At 74.0% G+C, this 14,803-nt stretch carries 14 protein-coding genes and 1 pseudogene; 11 read left to right on the plus strand and 4 right to left on the minus strand.

Annotation, left to right across the window (positions count from 1 at the left end; translation table 11 throughout):
* Nucleotides 1-191: 191 nt before the first annotated feature.
* Entirely contained in the window at nucleotides 192-509 is a 318-nt protein-coding gene (locus GA0070560_RS15605; protein WP_091297322.1) for a WhiB family transcriptional regulator, read from the plus strand.
* A gap of 6 nt (nucleotides 510-515) precedes the next feature.
* On the opposite strand, the gene bagB is transcribed toward GA0070560_RS15605, so the two are convergent.
* The 3 genes from bagB to GA0070560_RS15620 are packed head-to-tail and all read right to left on the minus strand — an operon-like array spanning nucleotide 516 to nucleotide 3,301.
* Nucleotides 516-1,664 carry an ArsA family ATPase gene (gene bagB / locus GA0070560_RS15610; protein WP_170839429.1) on the minus strand — a complete coding sequence of 383 codons (1,149 nt, stop codon included), beginning with the start codon at nucleotides 1,662-1,664 and terminating at the stop codon, nucleotides 516-518.
* Between the two features lie 54 nt (nucleotides 1,665-1,718).
* Nucleotides 1,719-2,696: an ATPase BagA gene (gene bagA / locus GA0070560_RS15615; RefSeq protein WP_091297330.1), complete on the minus strand. Its 978-nt coding sequence runs from the start codon at nucleotides 2,694-2,696 to the stop codon at nucleotides 1,719-1,721.
* 26 nt (nucleotides 2,697-2,722) lie between these two features.
* Entirely contained in the window at nucleotides 2,723-3,301 is a 579-nt protein-coding gene (locus GA0070560_RS15620) for an Rv0361 family membrane protein (RefSeq protein ID WP_091297333.1), read from the minus strand.
* 325 nt (nucleotides 3,302-3,626) lie between these two features.
* On the opposite strand from GA0070560_RS15620, the gene GA0070560_RS15625 reads away from it, so the two are divergent.
* The 7 genes and pseudogenes from GA0070560_RS15625 to GA0070560_RS15655 all read left to right on the plus strand — a co-directional run bounded on the left by GA0070560_RS15625 (nucleotide 3,627) and on the right by GA0070560_RS15655 (nucleotide 11,772).
* Entirely contained in the window at nucleotides 3,627-4,109 is a 483-nt protein-coding gene (locus tag GA0070560_RS15625) for a hypothetical protein (protein WP_091297336.1), read from the plus strand.
* A gap of 47 nt (nucleotides 4,110-4,156) precedes the next feature.
* The gene (sp36, locus tag GA0070560_RS15630; protein WP_013289021.1) at nucleotides 4,157-4,312 is read left to right on the plus strand and encodes a Sp36 family protein; all 156 of its coding nucleotides are present in this window, start codon (nucleotides 4,157-4,159) and stop codon (nucleotides 4,310-4,312) included.
* 129 nt (nucleotides 4,313-4,441) lie between these two features.
* The gene (locus GA0070560_RS15635; protein ID WP_091297339.1) at nucleotides 4,442-4,903 is read left to right on the plus strand and encodes a RidA family protein; all 462 of its coding nucleotides are present in this window, start codon (nucleotides 4,442-4,444) and stop codon (nucleotides 4,901-4,903) included.
* A 122-nt stretch (nucleotides 4,904-5,025) separates the two neighbouring features.
* Nucleotides 5,026-5,832, plus strand: a complete 807-nt coding sequence (locus tag GA0070560_RS15640; protein ID WP_091297342.1) for an MBL fold metallo-hydrolase — start codon at nucleotides 5,026-5,028, stop codon at nucleotides 5,830-5,832.
* Nucleotides 5,829-9,410 carry an adenylate/guanylate cyclase domain-containing protein gene (locus GA0070560_RS15645; RefSeq protein ID WP_091297350.1) on the plus strand — a complete coding sequence of 1,194 codons (3,582 nt, stop codon included), beginning with the start codon at nucleotides 5,829-5,831 and terminating at the stop codon, nucleotides 9,408-9,410. Before GA0070560_RS15640 ends, GA0070560_RS15645 begins: the two co-directional genes overlap by 4 nt.
* Nucleotides 9,411-9,642: 232 nt before the next feature.
* A pseudogene (locus GA0070560_RS15650) lies at nucleotides 9,643-10,062 on the plus strand (hypothetical protein); the annotation flags it as partial.
* A 165-nt stretch (nucleotides 10,063-10,227) separates the two neighbouring features.
* Nucleotides 10,228-11,772 (plus strand): serine/threonine-protein kinase, encoded by a 1,545-nt coding sequence (locus GA0070560_RS15655; RefSeq protein WP_091297352.1) that lies wholly within the window; start codon nucleotides 10,228-10,230, stop codon nucleotides 11,770-11,772.
* On the opposite strand, the gene GA0070560_RS15660 is transcribed toward GA0070560_RS15655, so the two are convergent.
* Nucleotides 11,759-12,076, minus strand: coding sequence for a hypothetical protein (locus GA0070560_RS15660; protein WP_091297357.1), 318 nt, complete (start codon nucleotides 12,074-12,076; stop codon nucleotides 11,759-11,761). The genes GA0070560_RS15655 and GA0070560_RS15660 overlap by 14 nt on opposite strands.
* Before the next feature lie 114 nt (nucleotides 12,077-12,190).
* On the opposite strand from GA0070560_RS15660, the gene GA0070560_RS28170 reads away from it, so the two are divergent.
* The 3 genes from GA0070560_RS28170 to GA0070560_RS15680 all read left to right on the plus strand — a co-directional run bounded on the left by GA0070560_RS28170 (nucleotide 12,191) and on the right by GA0070560_RS15680 (nucleotide 14,793).
* Entirely contained in the window at nucleotides 12,191-12,673 is a 483-nt protein-coding gene (locus GA0070560_RS28170; RefSeq protein ID WP_139131501.1) for a hypothetical protein, read from the plus strand.
* 144 nt (nucleotides 12,674-12,817) lie between these two features.
* Entirely contained in the window at nucleotides 12,818-13,756 is a 939-nt protein-coding gene (locus GA0070560_RS15675; protein WP_091297368.1) for a transporter substrate-binding domain-containing protein, read from the plus strand.
* A 29-nt stretch (nucleotides 13,757-13,785) separates the two neighbouring features.
* Nucleotides 13,786-14,793 (plus strand): hypothetical protein, encoded by a 1,008-nt coding sequence (locus GA0070560_RS15680; RefSeq protein ID WP_170839430.1) that lies wholly within the window; start codon nucleotides 13,786-13,788, stop codon nucleotides 14,791-14,793.
* The last annotated feature ends 10 nt before the right edge of the window (nucleotides 14,794-14,803 follow it).

Raw genomic sequence — 14,803 nt, forward strand, 5'->3', positions numbered from 1 at the left:
CGGGAGTGTCAGGAATGATGGATTTCGCCGACAACGTTGCGTAATCAGGCGACTACAGAGCATGATGGGTGGCGGCGACAACGGCCACACGTCGTCCGTGCCTCCTTGGGGAAGGAACGGGCCGGACGACCGGGGGAATCGACGGCTGGTCGCACGAGGTCGGTAGGTACTGCAAGGGGGGACGTGTACAGATGGGCATGATCACTGACTGGCCGTCACTGGCGGCATGTCAGAACGGGGACCCGGACGCGTTGTTCGTACAGGGCGCCGAACAGAACGTGGCGAAGAGGATCTGCCGGAGCTGCCCAGTTCGGTACGAGTGCCTGGCCGACGCGCTCGACAACCGGATCGAGTTCGGGGTGTGGGGTGGCATGACCGAACGCGAACGCCGGGCGTTGCTGCGCCGTCACCCGCAGGTGACGAGCTGGCGCAAGATGTTCGAGGCCGCGATGAAGAAGAACGCCAAGGACAAGGCCGGCAAGGACAAGGTCCTGGTCACCGCCGGCTGACGCCGGTCACGGCCGGCTGATCGCCGCGCCGATCGTCCGCAGCCCGTCGACGTCGTGCACGTCGGCGGGCTGCGCCGTCACCGACACCGCCGGCACCGTCGGGAACGCCTCGGTGAACCGGGCCGCCACCTGCTGCTCGCGTACCGCCTGCCGGGCCAGCGCGGCGTGTGCCCGCAGCACGTCGACGGTGGCCGCGTGACCGCCCAGCTCCACCAGCCGGTCCGCTGCGGCCAGGCTCTCGGCCGCGTCCAGCCGCACCACCGGCCGGTGAACCCGGTTGAGCACCAGCCCGGCCAGCGGCATCCGTTCCTCGTGCAGCCGTCCGGCGAAGTAGGCCGCCTCCCGGACCGCGTCCGACTCCGGTGCCGCGACCAGCAGGAAAGCCGTCTCCCGGGCCTGCAGGATGCGGTAAGTCTGCTCGGCGCGCTGCCGGAAGCCGCCGAACATCGAGTCCAGCGCGGCGACGAAGCCGGACAGGTCGGTGAGCAGTTGGGCGCCGAGCACCTTCTGCACCACCTTCGAGAACATCCCGAAGCTGGCGGTCACGAAGCTGAACATGCTCCGCCCGCCGGTGCGCGCCGGCGCGAGCAGCAGCCGCAGCATCCGACCGTCGAGGAAACGGGAGAGCCGGGCCGGGGCGTCCAGGAAGTCCAGCGCGGAGCGGGACGGCGGGGTGTCCACCACGATCAGGTCCCACTCGCCGCGGGCGTGCAGCTGGCCCAGCTTCTCCATCGCCATGTACTCCTGTGTGCCGGCGAAGGTCGAACTCATGGCCTGGTAGAACGGGTTGGCGAAGATCTCCGCCGCCTTCGCGGGATCGGTGTGCTGGAGCACCACGTCGTCGAAGGTGCGCTTCATGTCCAGCATCATGGCGTGCAGCTCGCCGCCGCTGGCCTCGACGTCGATCCCCTTGACCCGGCGCGGGGTGTTGTCCAGCTCGGTCAGGCCGAGCGACTGGGCCAGCCGGCGGGCCGGGTCGATGGTGAGCACCACCGTGCGCCGGCCGTGCTGCTCGGCCGCCCGCAGCGCGAGCGCCGCCGCCGTGGTGGTCTTACCCACCCCGCCGGCCCCACAGCACACGACGATCCGTACGCCGGGGTCGGCGAGGATCTGGTCGACGTCCAGCCGCGGCGCCGCGTCTTCGGAAGGCACCAATCGAGCGTATCGGGCCGCCGCCGTCCGTGCGCCCGAGCCGACGTCAGGTGTGAGTCAATCGGCCCGGCCGAGCAGTTCGGCCAGCGTCTCCAGCCCGGCCCGGTCCACCCCGTCGGGCAGCAGCGGCAGCTCGGTCATGGGCAGCCCCAGCTCCACCAGGTCGGCCCGGAGCGAGTCCTCCAGTTCCCGGCGGACCTGCTGGTCCCGCGCCTCCTCGGCCAGCCCGGCGACGGTTGCCCGGTCGGCGGGCAGCCCGGCGGCGAGCAGCCCTCGCTTCAGCTCCGCCTGGGTCACCTCACGTCCCGCCGGCACCGGCGGTCGGGTGCCGTTGACGATCACCCGTCCCACTCCGAACCCGAGCTGGGTCAGCTCGGCGATCGCGTCGACCGTCTCCTGGACCGGCATCTCCTCCAGCAGGGTCACCACGTGCACCGCGGTCATCGGGGAGCGCAGCAGTGCGGCGACCCCTTCGCTCTGGGTCTTGATCGGGCCGACCTTCGCCAGCCGGGCGGTCTCCGCGGTGACGTTGAGGAACCGGCCGATCCGCCCGGTCGGCGGCGCGTCCAGCACCACCGCGTCGTACGTGCGGCGCTGGCCGCTGGTGCGGGTGGTCGCCTCCTTCACCTTGCCGGTGAGCAGCACGTCGCGCAGCCCGGGGGCGATGGTGGTGGCGAAGTCGATCGCCCCGAGCTTGCGCAGCGCCCGCCCGGCCGCCCCGAGCTTGTAGAACATGTCGAGGTACTCCAGCAGCGCCTCCTCGGCGTCCACCGCCAGGGCGCGCACCTCACCGCCGCCGGGGGCGTCGGTCAGGTGGCGTTCCTCGTACGGCAGCGGATCGGTGCCGAAGAGCTGCGCGATGCCCTGCCGCCCCTCCACCTCGACGAGCAGGGTGCGTCGCCCGCCGGCGGCCAGGGCCAGCGCCAGGGCCGCCGCCACGCTCGTCTTGCCCGTGCCGCCTTTGCCGGTGACCACGTGCAGGCGGGACGGCCATCCGGTGCCGGCCGGTTCGGTCGGGGGGTCAGCAGCTCGCACCCGTCGAGCCTATCCACCCGGCGGCGTCAGGCGACCTCGCAGACCCGCCAACCCGTCTTCCGTACGACGGTGAAGCGCAACGCCTGCTCGGCGATCTTCTCGTCGGCGGTGGTCATGGTGACCTTCGCGCTGACCGTGGCGCGGTCGCCGTTCTGGCTGTCCACCGTCGGGGTGGCCCACCGGAAGCGCGGGTTGGCGTACTCGGCGGCGTACCTGTCCACCTCGGCGACCTTGGCGGCGATCTTCTCCGGGTCCCGCGACGCCGCACAGACGAGGTCGGCCGCCTTCCTCGCGTCCCGCTCCCGGTAGACGGCGCTGAGGAAGTCGTCCACCGCCACCGCCGGCTCCTTCGCGCCCGCACCCTCCTCGGTGTCCCGCAGCGCCAGGAAGGCGGCCGTGCCACCGCCGCCACAGAGCAGGATCGCTCCGACGAGGGTGAGCGTGGCGACGAGCATGCCGCGCTTGCGCTCGCCCGCCGGGGACCGGTAGGCCGGGTACGCCGGTGGAGGTGTCACGGCCCCCGGCGACGACGCGCCCGCCGAGACCGGGCCGGGAGGCGGGGAGCTGGACGATCCGGTCGGACCGTCGGCCGGCGGTTGGGTCATGTGGTCCCCCGGGGATGGGCGTCCTCGCCGCCCCTGGCGCGGACGCGGGTTCGGGCACGGCGGGCGACCCCTGATCGCCCGTCCGAGGCAGAAGGGTAGCGGTCAATGGATGATTTGTGACCAACTGCTCACGAGGTGCGGTTCGGCGCGGTCACCTTCCGGACCGGCGGTGTGTCGCATATGTGACTAAGCGTGATCGGGTGTGCGCGTCCCGTTGTGGCTTCCGCCGACCGGTCCTACCTTCGTGCCGGCGCGGAGGAGCGGGTCGGACAGCGGGTCCGGTCCGGACGGCGGTCAGATTACGTACGAGGCCCGGAGGCAGTGCATGCGCGACGCGGACAACATCGCTCGAGCCCAGTTCCCGCCCGGTGGCGGGGCCGGGCGGGTCGGCGCCCGGGGCGACGCGGACGGGTCGAACGGCGGGCTGCCGATCAACGAGCGGTCGTACCGGCGGTCCGTCGGGCCCAACGAGGTGCTGCGCATGGTGAACCGCTCCCGCGGCCGCGGCCGGGACGAGGAGGAGCCCGGCTACGTCATCCACCTGCCGATCCGGGTCGCCGATCTCGCCACGGCGACCGCCCTGGCCGACACGGTGGCGACCTCGCTCGGTTTCCTGGCCGAGCTGGACGCCGGAGAGATGACCGTCTCCACCGCCGACGACCAGAACAACCGGCACCGGGTCTTCTGTGACCTGCCGCTGCCGGACCGGTCCCGCTGCCCCCAGCCGTACGACCACGAGGGCCCCTGCGGCGAGGCGCCGGTCGCGCCCGAGCAGCGTCCCGCACCCCCGCCCTCGTCCGGACCGTAGGCTGTGCCTGGTAACACGTCCACGCCAGGCAAGGGAGCCCTCCACCGATGCAGAAGTGGGAATACGCCACGGTCCCGCTGCTGGTCCACGCGACCAAGCAGATCCTCGACAACTGGGGCGAGGACGGCTGGGAGCTCGTCTCCGTGGTCCCCGGCCCGAACCCGGAGCAGCTCGTCGCCTACCTGAAGCGCCCGAAGGGCTGAGCGCCGTGAGCGCGAGGAGTGAGCCGGGCCTGCGAGCCCCGCAGTCGCGAACGAAGGATGGCGCGTTGTGAGCGCGAGGAGTGAGCCGGGCCTGCGAGCCCCGCAGTCGCGAACGAAGGATGGCGCGTTGTGAGCAACGGACCGCACGCGAAGCTCGCGGAGCTCGGCCTGACCCTGCCCGAGGTCGTGCCGCCGGTGGCCAGCTACGTCCCGGCGGTGCAGTCCGGCCAGCACGTCTACGTCTCCGGCCAGCTGCCGATGGCCGAGGGCAAGCTGCTCGCCACCGGCAAGGTCGGCGGCGGGGTCTCCGCCGAGCAGGCCAAGGATCTCGCCGAACGGTGCGCGTTGAACGCCCTGGCGGCGATCGACGCGCTGGTCGGCCTGGAGAACATCGTCAAGATCGTCAAGCTGACCGGTTTCGTGGCGAGCGCGCCCGGGTTCACCGGCCAGCCCGGCGTCATCAACGGCGCCTCCGACCTCTTCGGCGCGGTCTTCGGCGAGGCCGGCCGACACGCCCGCTCCGCGGTCGGCGTCGCCGAACTCCCCCTCGACGCCCCCGTCGAGGTCGAGGTCATCGTCGAGATCGCCTGACCCGCCTCCCTGCCCCGCGATCTTGCACTTCCGGCCGGGACGAAAGCCGTGAAGGCTGACAAACCTGAGGCCGAAACTGCAAGATCGCGGGGAGTGGCGGGCAGGGTCGTACGATCGCAGCCATGACCGGGCATCTGACCGTGCCGGCGGCGGCGCTCGCCGACGCGCTGCCGGACTGGGTGACGCTGTTGCGGGCACCCAACCCGGGGCCGATGACCCTCGACGGCACCAACACCTGGGTGCTGCGGGCCGCCCCCGGAGCGCCGGCCGTGGTGATCGACCCCGGCCCGGCGCACGACGACCACCTCGACCGGATCGCCGCGCACGCGCCGGTCGGGTCGGTGCTGATCACCCACGGGCACCCGGACCACACCGAGGGCTCCGCGCCGCTGGCCGACCGGCTCGACCGCGCGGCCGTCCGGGCCGCCGACCCCGCGCACACCATCGGCGGTACGCCGCTGACCCCGGACGCCCCGCTGGAGGCCGAAGGCTTCACCATCCGGCTCGTGCCCACCCCGGGGCACACCGCCGACTCCGTCTGCTTCCTCGCCCAGCGCGGCGACGAGCGGGTGGTCCTCACCGGTGACACCATCCTCGGCCGGGGCACCACCGTCGTCGCCCACCCCGACGGGCATCTCGGCGACTACCTCGCCAGCCTGGAACTGCTGTCCGCGTACCGGGGGATCCCGGCGCTGCCCGGGCACGGCCCGGCGCTGGCCGACTGCGGCGCAGCCGCGCAGTTCTACCTGGCCCACCGCCGCGCCCGGCTCGACCAGGTCCGCGCCGCGGTCGACGCGGGTGCCACCACCGCGCCCGAGGTGGTCGCCAGGGTGTACGCCGACGTCGACCGCTCGCTGTGGTGGGCCGCCGAATGGTCCGTCCGCGCGCAGCTCGAATACCTCGGGGTGGGCGGGACGGAACAGCCGTGACCTGCCCGGTCTGCGGCACACTCGCCGTCCCCGGGGCGCGGTTCTGCCACAACTGCGGGGCGGCCCTGCCGGCCGCCGCCGCCCTGCCGACCGCCGAACGGCGGGTGGTCACCGTGCTCTTCGGCGACCTCTCCGACTTCACCTCCTGGTCGGAGGATCTCGACCCGGAGCGGGTCGGCGCGGTCACCGACCGGGTGCTCGCCGCCCTCGCGGGCGCGGTCAAGACGTTCGGCGGGCACGTCGACAAGCTCACCGGTGACGGCATCATGGCGGTCTTCGGCGCGCCCGTCGCGCACGAGGACGACGCGGAGCGGGCCGTGCGTGCCGCGCTCTCCATGCAGCGGGCGGTCCGCCGGGTGCTCGACGACGAGCGGGGCGGCGGCGCGCCGCTTGGCCTGCGGGTCGGGCTCAACACCGGCGACGTCATCGCCGGCATCCAGGCCGCCATCGAGTACACGGTCATCGGCGACACGGTGAACACCGCCGCCCGGCTCGCCGACGCCGCCGCCGTCGGCGCGGTCTACGCCGGCGGACGCACCTCCGCCGCCACCCGGCATGTGGCGTCCTGGCGGGCGTTGCGCCCGCTGCGGCTCAAGGGCAAGCGGGAGCCGGTCGAGGCGTACGAGCTGCTCGGCCTCCTGGACGCCCCGGGCACCCGCTCCGGCCTCGGTGACGAGGCGCCCTTCGTGGGCCGGGAGACCGAGATCGGTCGGGTCGCCGGCCGGCTCGCCGAGGTGATCGACCGCGGCGAACCCCGGGTGCTGCTGATGACCGCCGAGGCGGGGATCGGCAAGTCCCGCTTCGCCGCCGAGGTGGAACGCCTCGCCGCCGGCTACGACGTGGGTGCCGGCCGGTACGCCGCGCACACCGGCGCCCGGGTGCTCTCCGTACGCTGCGCCGCCTTCGGCGAACGGCGCCGGCTCGCCCCCCTCGCCGATCTGGTCCGGGCCGCGGTCGGCCTGCCCAACGACATCTCCACCGCGCTCACCCGCCCGGCAGTGGAGGAGCGGCTGCGCCGGCTCGGTCAGCGGCTCGGGCAGCGTGGCGGCAGCCCGCTCGCCACCGACCAGTTGCTGGCCCTGCTCGGGTACGCGGAACTGCCCGGCGGGCACGGCACCGCCACCGACAACGGGGAGTGGAGCGGCACCGCCGCGCCCGCCGACGCCGAGGCGGTGCCGAACGCCGTCGCCGGCCTGCTCAGCGCCCTGGCCAGCGAGGCGCCGCTGGTGATGGTGGTGGACGACCTGCACGACGCGACGGCCGAGACGATCAGCGCACTCGGGCTGACCCTCTCCCGGCTCAGCGGCCCGGTGCTGGTGCTGCTGCTGGGCCGCCCGGAGCTGGTCCGTACCGCCGGGGCGCTGACCCGGGTCGCGGACGCCGAGGTGCACGTGCTGCCCGCGCTGCGCGGCGCCGACGCGGCCCGGCTGCTCACCAGCTACCTCGGGGGCGGGAAACTGCCGCAGGCCGACGCGGACCGGCTCCTCGCCACCGCCCAGGGCAATCCGTTCTACCTCGCCGAACTGGTCACCCTGCTGATGGAGCGCGGCGCGCTCACCGCGGTCGCCGAGCGTCGCAGCGGTCCCGGCGGCTGGCGGCTGGCCCCCGGCTCGCTGGGCAGCCGGCTGCTCTCCCGGGACCTGGCGGCCGTGCTCGCGGCCCGGATCGACGCGCTGCCGCAGGACGCCCGCTCGGTGCTGCGCGACGCCGCCGTGGTCGGTGACACCGTCCCCGAGGGGGCGCTGGAGGCGCTGCGTGAGCAGCGCGCCGGGCGGGACGGCCGGCCCGCCGCGGTGGCCGCCGTCGAGCTGGAGCGGGCTGTCGAGGAGCTGCTGCAGCGGCGGATGCTGCACCGCACCCGCAGCGGCTACGCCTTCGCCACCCCGCTGATGCGGGAGGCCGCGTACGCGGGGGTCAGCAAGGCCGAGCTGGCCGAGCGGCACGCCGCCCTGGCCCGCTGGGCCGTGCCCGGCGGCACCGGCTCCGCGCCCGGTGGCTTCACCGACCCGGCCCGGGACGACTTCGTCGCCGAGCACGTGGAACGGGCCGCCGCGCTCGCCGACGCGGTCAAGCTGCGCCCGGACGCGCCGGCCCGGACGGTCACCCCGCTGGGCGTGGCCGCGCTGGGCCGGTCCGCGCGCCGGTCGCTGCACGCCGGGGAGCCGGCCCTCGCGGTCGAGTACGCCGAACGCGCCGCCGAGCTGGCCCCCGACGGGGCGCCCGCCGCCGACCGGGTGGTGCACGCCCGGGCGTTGCTCCAGGTCGGACGGGCGACCGACGCGCTCGCCTCCGCCGAGAAGATCGCGGCCAACGCCGGTGACGAGGCGGCCGTGCGGACCAGCGCACTGCTGCTCGCCGGGCAGGCGCACCAGACCCTCGGCGATCAGGGCCGGGCGGTGTCCTGCTGGCAGGAGGCGTTGCAGGTGGCCACCGCCGGCGGCCTGCCCACCCTGCGCGCCTCGGCGATGCGGCGGCTCGGCATGGCCGACTTCATCGCCGGCCGGCTCGGTCAGGCCAGCAGCCGGCTCGCCGCGTCGTACCAGGTCAGCCTCGCCGCTCAGGACCCGCGCGGGCAGGCGTGGTCGTTGCAGAACCTGGCCTGGGTCACCACCACCCGGGGCGATTTCGCCGGCACCGACGCGGTGCTCGGCCGGGCCGCCCGGCTCTTCGCCCAGCTGAAGGACCCGTACGGGCGGGCCTGGTTGCGGGGCACCACCGCGTTCGCAAGGCTGCTCGCCGGCCGGCTGCGGGAGGCCCGCCGACTGGCGCGGGTCTTCCTGCCCTTCGGTGAACGGGTCGGTGAGGCGTGGGCGGTCGGCACCTTGCGCGCGGTCGAGGCGTTCGCCGGGGCGGAGTTGGGCGAGGTCGCCGAGGCGGACCGGGAGGCCCGTCGCGCGTACCGGGACTTCGCCGAGGTCTCCGACGACTGGGGGCGCGGGTTCGCGCTGGTGGTCCGGGGGGCCGTGGCACGCGGGCTGGGCGAGCCGGAGCACGCCGCAGACCTGCTCACCGACGCCCTGGCGTTCGCCGGGCGCACCTCGCACCCGCTGCTGACCGGGATGGCCGGCACACTGCGCGGCTTCGTGGCGCTGGACATGGGCGACTGCGAGACCGCCGAGCGGGACGCCCGGGCGGTGCTGACCGCCGTCGAGCCGCACAACCCGCAGGCGCCGGCGCAGGCCGCGCCCCGGGTGCTGCTGGCCACCGCCCGGCTTGCGGCCGGGGACTCGGCCACCGCGGTGGGGCTGCTCGCGCCGGTCGCGACGACCGCCGCGAGCACCCCGACGTTGCTCTTCTCCCGCCGCCAGACGATGGCCCGGTACGCTTCCGCGCTGCTCGCCCACGGCCAGCGGGAGCAGGCGTTGGACTGGGCGCGACGCGCGGTGGCCGCTCCCGCCGAGGACGTCCGCAGCCAGGTGATCGGGGCGAGTGTGCTGGCCGAGGCGCTGGCTGCCTGTGGCCGGCCGGTCGAGGCGCTGGCCAGTGCCGAGGAGGCGGTCCGGCTGGCGTACGCGACCGAGCAGCGCAGCGAGCGGGTCGCCGCCGACGCCCTGCGCGTCCGCCTCGTCGCCGGCTGACTCTCACCGGCCCCTGCACCCCCGGACCGGCGACCCCTACCCGCGTGTCGACCAGGAACGTCCTGGTCGGGGTCCAGGCCCGGGGACGCGAGCCTCGTGATCAACAGGCGGGGTCGGGGCTGGGTCGGGGTGGGAGGTCTGGCGGTTCCGGGGATGTGTGGGGCGGGTGCGCCGGTCTAGCGTGTGGGTCCGGGAGGCCGCCCACGACGGTGGTCGCGGATGGGGAGGACAGATGAGGCTGCCGCGTTCCGGCGCCGGTTGGACCATCGCGGTCTTCGGCGTCCTGGCGCTGCTGCTCGGCGCACTCGGGCTGCTCTGGCCCGAGGTGCAGTTGCGGATGCTCGGGTTCGAGGTGCCGGACCGGCGGGCGGCCGGCGACTACACCGGCACGTTCCTCACCGCGTCCTCGATGGCCTCGTTCAACATGGGCGTCTACTACCTGTTGGCGGTCGCCACCGAGTGGCGGGCCTTCTACCGCTTCACCGTGGTCTTCCGGCTGGTCACCTGCACCGTGTTCACGTTGACCGTGCTGGCCGACGTGGCGCCCGGCCAGTTCCTCGGGGTGGCCCTGTGGGAGGGGCTCGGTGCGGTGGCCACCGCGCTGGGTCTGCGCTGGGACGCCCGCCGCGCCGGCCGGGACCGGCCCGCGACGACCGGAGTCGTCGACGGCCCGGCCGCCGTGGTGACCGTCGATGGTCCGGAGTCCGTGACAAACCCGCAGGTCACCGATGCGGCGGCCGGTCCGGCGGCGGCCGGTCCCGGATCCGCCGCCGGTACGGATCGCTGAGCGTCCCGGCGTAACAGGTATTTTCGAGCCGTGACCGAGACCCCGCCCGGCGCCCTCCGGCTGCCCATCGTGCCCGGTCTGACCGATCTGCGGGTGTTCGCCCGGGGTGGGTACGCCACCGTCTACCGGGCCACCCAGATCTCGGTGGGGCGCGAGGTCGCCGTCAAGGTGGAGAACCGCACGCTGGCCAGCGAGCGGGACCAGGCCCGGTTCCTCCGGGAGGCGCGTGCCGCCGGCAGGATGTCGTCCCACCCGCACGTGGTGGACCTCTTCGACGTCGGGGTCACCGTCGACCAGCACCCTTATCTCATCATGGAGCTCTGTGACGGCTCGTACGCCGAGCGGATGCGCCACTCGCCGCTGGGTGCCTCGGAGACCCGTGACCTCGGCATCAAGATCGCTGACGCGCTCGCCCACTCGCACGCGGCCGGAGTGCTGCACCGCGACGTCAAGCCGGCGAACATCCTCTACTCGCACTTCAATCCGGCGGTGCTGGCCGACTTCGGGCTCGCCGTGCTGGCCGAGGCACGCGACGCCTCGGTCACCCTGGAGGTGCTGACCCCGGCGTACGCGCCGCCGGAGATGTTCAGCCACAGCCCGCCCTCGCCGGCCGTCGACGTGTACGCCCTCTGCGCCACCCTCTACGCGGTGATGAACGGTCGGCCCCCGCGCTGGCAGTCGGAGCGGAACCCGAGCCTCGTCACCGTGCTGGAGATGTTCAACCAGCCGATCCCGGAGCTGCCCGGGGTGCCGACCGAACTGATCGACGTGCTCCGCGCCGGGATGTCCAACGACCCCGGCGCGCGGCCCTCGGCGATCGAGCTGCGGGACCTGCTCGTCGCCCTGCCGCTGGACCCGGCGCCCTCCCCGGTGAGCGGGGCGCCGGTGAGCGGCGCACCGCTGTCCGGCGGCTCCACCGGCGTCGGTTTCACCACCAGCGGGTCGTACACGGTGGACCCGTCCGGCCCGCCCCGGCCGCCGGTGGAGGACGCCCAACCGTCGGTGTCGCGCAGCGGCCGGCGGCGGCGACGCTGGTTCCTCGGCGGCGCCGGTGTCCTCGCCCTGGCCGCCTCGGCGAGCGCCGGGGCCTGGGTCGCCGGCGGTGCCCCGCCGGTGGCCGCGCCGACCCCGACACCGGTGGCCAGCGCCTCGTCGGAGCCGAGCGGGAGCTGGGGCGCGCTGCCCGGCTGCCTGTCCGGGGCGTCGGCGGCGTCCCTGCCGGCAGGGGCCCGGTGCGCCCCCGAACTGGAGTGCTTCGGGCCGGTGCGGCTGCGCGGCGACCGGGCCGAGGCGGCCCAGGTCTCGTGCGACGGCCGGCACACCTGGGAGACCTACGTCCAGGGCGAGCTGCCCACCGCGCTGGTGGGGGCGGGGCACGCGGAGGTCGTCGCCGATCCGGCCGTCAAGCGGGTGTGCAACTCGCGCACCTTCCAGCTCACCAGCCGGATCAGCTACCCGCAGGAGTGGAACCTGGAGGTCCTGCCGCCGAGCGGCACGGGCACCGACCGCACCTACCGCTGCCTCGCCGGCAAGGGCGCGAACGCGTTGCTCGCGCCGACCCTCACCGGTCGCTGACCCCGTCCAGGCGGGAGCGCACCGCCGAGCTGTCGAGCGTGTCCAGGGTGTCCGCGTCGATGCCGCCGAGCAGGGCGTCCGGCTGGCCCGCCGGGGTCGCGCCGCGTTGCGCCCGGTCGTCGCGGTCGCGCAGCGCGGCCACCGCCGTGCCGGTGACCGTCGCGAGCAGGACGACGAGCAGCGCCAGCGCCACCGTCAGGATCCCGGCGGGGTGCCAGCTCAGCAGGACCGCCAGCACCGCGAGTGCCGCGAGCGCCGCGAGCACCGCCACGGTCCGCGCGTCCGGTCTGAGGATTCGCCCCACCCGACAAGCATCCTCACCGGACGCCGGCTGTCAACCCGCGTCGGGGACGTCGTGAGCCGCCGCCGTCCGGTTCAATGACCGTGAAGATCATCCCGTCCGAGGAGAGGAACGCCGGTGCAGCGGATCACCCGGATCGTCGCCGTACTGTTGGTGTCAGGCGTGCTCGGGGCGTGCGGGACGGAGCAGGCTCCCTCGTCGCCCCCGGCCGACCCCGGCGGCACGGCGACGCCGTCCGGGGCCGCCCCGCCCCCGTCGACGCCGTCGCCGTCGCTGAACCCGCAGCCGAGGACGACCTTCCCCCAGACCATGGCGGCCTGGGTGCGGGCCACCTACCAGGGCGACCACCGGTACGTGGGGGACTGCCGCGAGGCCCGGCCGGGCCCGGGCGCGGTCTGCGCGAAGAGGGAGGCCACCGTGGACGGTGGCGTCGTCCACGGCGTCGGCGCGCCGAGCAGCGAGATCGACGCCTACGTGTACGCCCGGGAGGGCGGTTCGGGCTGGCGGATCGTCGACGAGTTCACCCCGTCGTCCGACATGTACGGTCCGGCCACCGAGCCGACGCCCGCCTGGTTCGAGGCGCTCGGTCGCGGCTACTGACCGTGGCTGCCCGTCTCAACTGCCGAGCGGAATGCGGCTGGCGTCGATCGTGAAAGTCTCGTTGCATCGGCCGGTGACCACACAGATGGACCGGGACCGCTACCCTCGGTGTCCCGCAGGCCGTGTCCGTGAGCGAGGTCGCCGATGAATGCCTTCTCCTCCCACCGGCTCCGTTCGGTCGCCACCACGCTGGCGGTGGCGTTGACCCTCAGCCTCGCGGCGGCCGCCGGTTGCGACAACCGTCGCGATCCGCCGCTCCCCTCGGTGCTGGACAAGCTGCGCGAGTCGCACATCGACGGCCAGCCTCGGATCAGGATCGGGGTGGCCGCCACCGAACCGCTGATGGGTGAGCTGCGCAACGGCACCTACACCGGGTTCGACGTCGAGATCGCCCGCTACATCGCCTCGTCCCTCGGCTTCGAGGGGGACCAGCGGATCGAGTTCGTCCCGCTGGCCACCGAGGACCGCATCCCGGCCCTGCAGGGCGGGGTGGCCGACCTGGTCGTCTCCAGCTTCTCGATGACCGAGGAGCGCAAGAAGCTGGTCAGCTTCGCCGGGCCGTACTTCGTCACCACCCAGGAGGTGATGGTGCCGAACCGGCTCAAGGACAGGATCCGCACCATCGAGGACCTCCGCCGGCCGGAGTACAAGATCTGCACCAGCGGTGGCTCCACCACCGAGGCCGAGCTGGAGAAGCACCAGGTCAGAGCGCTGGTGGTGAAGCGGGTCGGCGACTGCGTCAAGGGCATCCGCGAGGGCCGGTACGACGCGGTCAGCTCCGACGAGACGATCCTGGCCGGATTCCTCTCCCAGTACCCGACCGAGTTCGAGATCGTCGACATGCCCTTCGGCACCAGCGAGACGCTCGGCATCGGGGTGCCGATCGGCGACCCCGCCCTGCGCGACCTGGTCGCCTTCTTCCTCGACAAGAGCTACCAGCAGGGCCGTCAAGGGCTCAGCAGTCCGTGGCTGACCGCGTACAACCGGACCCTCGGGCCCTGGATGAAGCAGCCCAAGGTGCAACCGCAGCCGCTCGACGTACCGAAGCTGGTGGACTTCGACGACAAGGCTCCCACCCGGTGAGCGCCCCGGCGGCGCCCGTCACGGACGGCGTGGGCCCCGTCGTGGCCTCATGGGACGGGTCGGATCTCGCCGAGCGGCGGGCCCGGGCCGCCCAGTCGTTCTGGACGGCCGTGGTCGGCGTGCCGGCGATCTTCTCGGTGCTGCGGCTCGGCGTGGAGGCCGGCGGCGAACTCCAGACGACGTTGCTGCTGGTGGCGAACGTCGGCCCGGTGAACCTGCTGGCCGGCTTCCTCACCACGGCCGCCCGGCTGCTCTCCACCGGCCTGGTCGCCGTCTTCGCGCTCGGCGCGGTGCTTCGGGTCAGCGTGGACCGGATGCCCGCCGGTGTCCGCCGGCCGCTCTTCGTCCGCTGGATGGACATCGTCCCGGCCTGGTTCGTGCTGGCCGGCTTCCTGCTCGCCCTGGTCACCTGGCAGTTGCTCTACCTGCCGCTGCTGATCCCGGCGTTCGTGGCCGCGTTCCAGCTCACCCCCGCGCGGTTGCACGAGCAGTGGGTGCCGCGGTTGCTCCTCCTCGCGGCCCTGTTCGTCGGGTACGCCTGGCTGCTCGCCCCCACCCTCGTCGAGGCCGGACGGCAGGGGGAACTGCTGGCGCTGCTGCTGCTCGTCGCGCCGCCGCTGCTGGCGCTCGGGATCACCGGGCCGCTGCCGGCGGCGGTGATCCGGCCGCTGGCGTCGGTGACCGAGGCCGCCGTGCTGGCGATGCTGGTGTGGGCGGCGCTGCCGGTGATCAGCACCCCCGTGCTGCCGCTCACGGTCACCACCGTCGAGCCCGCCCCCGGGGTCACCGAGGACGTCCGGGGGCACATCGTCACCGTCGACGACGTCAACGTCGTACTGCTTCAGGAGCGCGGCGGCGTCCGCTACGTGCCGGTCGACCAGGTCCGGGCGCAGGTGCTCTGCCCCAGCGAGGCGGAGCTGCCCCGGCACCGGCTGCGCATCCGGGACTTCCACGTCGAGGACTCGCTGCTTGAGGGGATGGGCCGGCGGGTACGCCCGGTGCACCGGATCGACGCCGCCTGCCGCGTCGTGCGCTGAGCCCGGGCGC

The organism is Micromonospora halophytica, from assembly GCF_900090245.1.
Lineage (GTDB): Bacteria > Actinomycetota > Actinomycetes > Mycobacteriales > Micromonosporaceae > Micromonospora > Micromonospora halophytica.